3 protein-coding genes are annotated in these 3,170 nt (G+C 72.5%); 2 read left to right on the top strand and 1 reads right to left on the bottom strand.

Going from position 1 to position 3,170, the window contains the following annotated elements; all coding sequences use genetic code 11:
* Positions 1-1,175, bottom strand: a 1,175-nt coding sequence (locus ABZV06_RS31985) for a geranylgeranyl reductase family protein (protein ID WP_355625984.1), incomplete at its 3' end; no start/stop codon positions are given.
* 121 nt (positions 1,176-1,296) lie between these two features.
* Between ABZV06_RS31985 and ABZV06_RS31980 the strand changes: the two genes are divergently transcribed.
* Together ABZV06_RS31980 and ABZV06_RS31975 are read left to right on the top strand one after the other, a co-directional pair.
* Positions 1,297-1,533 carry a hypothetical protein gene (locus ABZV06_RS31980; RefSeq protein ID WP_355249091.1) on the top strand — a complete coding sequence of 79 codons (237 nt, stop codon included), beginning with the start codon at positions 1,297-1,299 and terminating at the stop codon, positions 1,531-1,533.
* A gap of 42 nt (positions 1,534-1,575) precedes the next feature.
* Complete coding sequence (locus ABZV06_RS31975; RefSeq protein ID WP_355249094.1) at positions 1,576-3,039, top strand: MFS transporter; 1,464 nt, start codon at positions 1,576-1,578, stop codon at positions 3,037-3,039.
* Positions 3,040-3,170 lie beyond the last annotated feature (131 nt).

The raw sequence follows: 3,170 nt of genomic DNA, 5'->3' as shown, positions 1-3,170 counted from the left end.
CACCGCCCCCCCCCCCACCCGCGCCGGCGGCCCGGCCCCCCGCCCGCCCCGGCCCCCCCCCGGCGGGCCAGCATTGCTAGCGCCGCACGGATGGGTCGGCGGCGCAGCATGTCGTCGAAGCTGGCCTGCCCCTGGCAGAAGCGCACGAACATCCGCCAGCCCGGCGGGGTCGCCAACAGTCCGTGGAACACCTCGGGGCGGCGGGTGAACAGGTCGAGCAGCCGGAATCCCGCCCGCATCTCCGGCGTCAGACGCCCGGCGACCGCCCGCTCGTAGCCGGCCAGGTCCCCCGCGGCAACCGCCGCCCCGGCCATCTCCCCGGAACGCAGGGCGAAGCTGATGCCCTCACGGCTCCACGGCTCCAGCAGCCCGGCCGCGTCCCCCACCACCAGCACCCGACCGTTGCGCAACGGCGAGTCCTCCTCGCGGCACCGGGTCAGGTGCCCCGAATCGTGCGCCGCGGGCAGCCCCGTCAGACCCAACCGGTCGACGAACTCCCGCAGGTAGGCACGGGTCCCCTCCCCCGCGCCCCGACCCGCGATCACGCCCACCGTCAACCGGTCACCCTTCGGGAACACCCAGGCGTACGACCCCGGCATCGCCCCCCAGTCCAGCAGGAGGCGGCCGCGCCAGCGTTCCTGCTCGACGGGCGGCACCGGGATCTCCAGTTCCAGCCCCAGATCGACCTGGCGGTAGCGCACACCCACGTGCCGGGCGGTCACCCCCGAGGAGCCGTCCGCGCCGATCACCGTGCGGGCCGTCAGGGTCGTACCGTCGGCCAGTCTGAGGCGTACCCCCTCGGGAGCCTGCTCGATCCCGCGGACCGCGACCTGCTCCCGCAGCTGCGCGCCGGCGGCGACGGCCGCCGCGCGCAGCCGGTCGTCGAACTCCTCCCGACGGACCATGGTCACCACCGGGCTGTCGTGACGGCGGGTGAACTCCCGCCGGCCGTCGCGGGTGAACGTCACCCGGTCGACCCGGTCGTGCGCCGGCACCTCGATCCGACCCCGCACGGCGGCCAGGGACGTGCCGATGAGACCACCTCCGCAGGTCTTGTAGCGGGGGTGCGTGGCGCGCTCGACGACCAGGGTACGGACGCCCGCGCGGGCTGCGGCGTGTGCCGCGGAGAGCCCGGCGGGGCCGGCGCCGACGACGACCAGATCCCAGACGATCACGGTTGCAGCCTAGGGCGTGTTCGCTCCCCACCGCCCGAACGGGTGGGCATCTTCGGCCAGGCACGGGGTATCCGACGCGGCGCAACCGTCCGCGTCCAGCGGGCGGGCGAAGGAGGAGATCATGCAGCGGATGGAGCTGTCGGAGGTCGAACAGCGGGTGTACGAGGCGGTCACCGCCCTCGAGGCACGCGGCCAGGTGCCCTATCCGGATCTGATCGCCGAAGGGTCCGGGCTGACCGAGGAACAGGTGCACGCCCCGCTGCACCAGCTCACCGAGAAGGGCCTGCTGCACCGCGAGGACTCGCCGATGGCCGGCCTCGACTTCGGCCCCCGGTTCTGCGCCCGTCAGATGGCGTGACCCTGAACGGTTGGCCCCCGGTGGTCGGGGTAGCGGTCAGGAATGCATGATCGACCGTCAACGGGGGGCACGATGAACGCGGCGCACGAGCCGCAGCCGGTCGACGCGGCCGCGAACCGTCGACGCTGGCAGGCGGTCGGCGTCGGGCTGGTCGCCGCGTTCATGACCCTGCTCGACGTGAGCATCGTCAACGTCGCGGTGCCGTCCATCGACCGCGCGCTGCAGGCCTCCCCGAGCGACCTGCAGTGGGTCCTCTCGGGCTACGCGCTCACCTTCGGCCTGGTGCTCGTACCGGCCGGCCGTTTCGGTGACTTCCGGGGTCGACGCAACGCGTTCGTCTTCGGCATCGCGCTGTTCACCCTGACCAGCGCGCTCGCCGGCCTGGCGACCTCCCCCACCTGGCTGGTCGCCGCCCGACTGCTCCAGGGCGCCGCCGCCGGCATCATCAACCCGCAGGTGATCGGGCTGATCCAACAGTTGTTCCGAGGGCCGGAGCGGGCCCGCCCCTTCGGGTTGCTCGGCGCGACCATCGGCATCTCCACCGCCGTCGGGCCCCTGCTCGGCGGACTGCTCATCGCCGTCGGCGGTGAGGACCACGGATGGCGGTGGGTCTTCTTCGTCAACGTGCCGGTCGGCATCGTCGCGGTGATCCTGGGGTGGCGGCTGCTGCCCGGTCGCCCCGAGGGCCAGGCTGGTCGCCGTCGACTCGACCCGGTGGGTGTGCTGCTGCTCGGCGTCGGCGTGGTGCTGATCCTGCTGCCCCTCGTGCAGGATCAGCAGTGGCGTACGCCGTGGAAGTGGGCGCTCATCCCGGCCGGCCTGGCGGTGCTCGTCGCCTTCGGACTGTGGGAACGGTGGTACGCGCGACACCGCGAACCGCTGTTCGACCTGCGCCTGTTCACGTTCCAGTCGTACACCCTCGGATCGCTCATCGCGCTCGTCTACTTCGGCGGCTTCACCGCGATCTTCTTCATCTTCACCCTGTTCCTGCAGAACGGCCTCGGCTACAGCGCTCTCGTCGCCGGTCTCGCCATCACCCCGTTCGCCCTCGGGTCCGCCGCGGCGTCCGCCCTGGGGGGACGCATCGTCAACCGCTTCGGCCGGCCCCTGGTCGCCATCGGCCTGCTCGGCGTGGTGATCGGACTGGCCGCCACGGTTGTCGCGCTGCACCTCGCGCCGGACGCCCCGGCGCCCTGGGTCACCGCCGGGCCGCTGCTCGTCGCCGGCCTCGGTAGCGGCCTGGTCATCGCCCCCAACCAGACGCTCACCCTCGCCCAGGTGCCCGTAGCGCAGGCGGGCAGCGGGGCCGGAATGCTCCAGACCGGCCAACGGATCGGCGCGGCGGCGGGCATCGCCGCGGTCGGCTCGATGTTCTTCTCCTCGCTGACCGACAGTCACGGCGACTGGACGGCCGCCTTCGAGAAGTCACTGCTGCTCGCCACGGGGATCATCGCGCTCGCGCTGGTCGCCGCGCTCGTCGACATCGTGCGCAATCACCACCACTGACACCGCTCCCGCCTTCAGATCGTGGACTGTTTCCGTTAGCTGGTGACGGAAACTGTCTGCGGGTACGGCGATGGCCGGCACCCCGTGTGGGGTGCCGGCCATCGGTGGTTCTCAGCTGTTCCAGTGCTGGC

The sequence above is a fragment of the Micromonospora sp. NPDC005172 genome (genome assembly GCF_040608555.1).
Taxonomy (GTDB): domain Bacteria; phylum Actinomycetota; class Actinomycetes; order Mycobacteriales; family Micromonosporaceae; genus Micromonospora.
The sequence above is the reverse complement of the archived record's forward strand: the minus strand, read 5'-3'. Positions and strand labels throughout refer to the sequence as shown.

What these genes read in the sequence shown, in the direction of transcription:
- ABZV06_RS31975 (WP_355249094.1), top strand. Translation starts at nt 1,576, where the DNA reads ATGCATGATCGACCGTCAACGGGGGGCACGATGAACGCGGCGCACGAG.
- ABZV06_RS31980 (WP_355249091.1), top strand. Translation starts at nt 1,297, where the DNA reads ATGCAGCGGATGGAGCTGTCGGAGGTCGAACAGCGGGTGTACGAGGCG.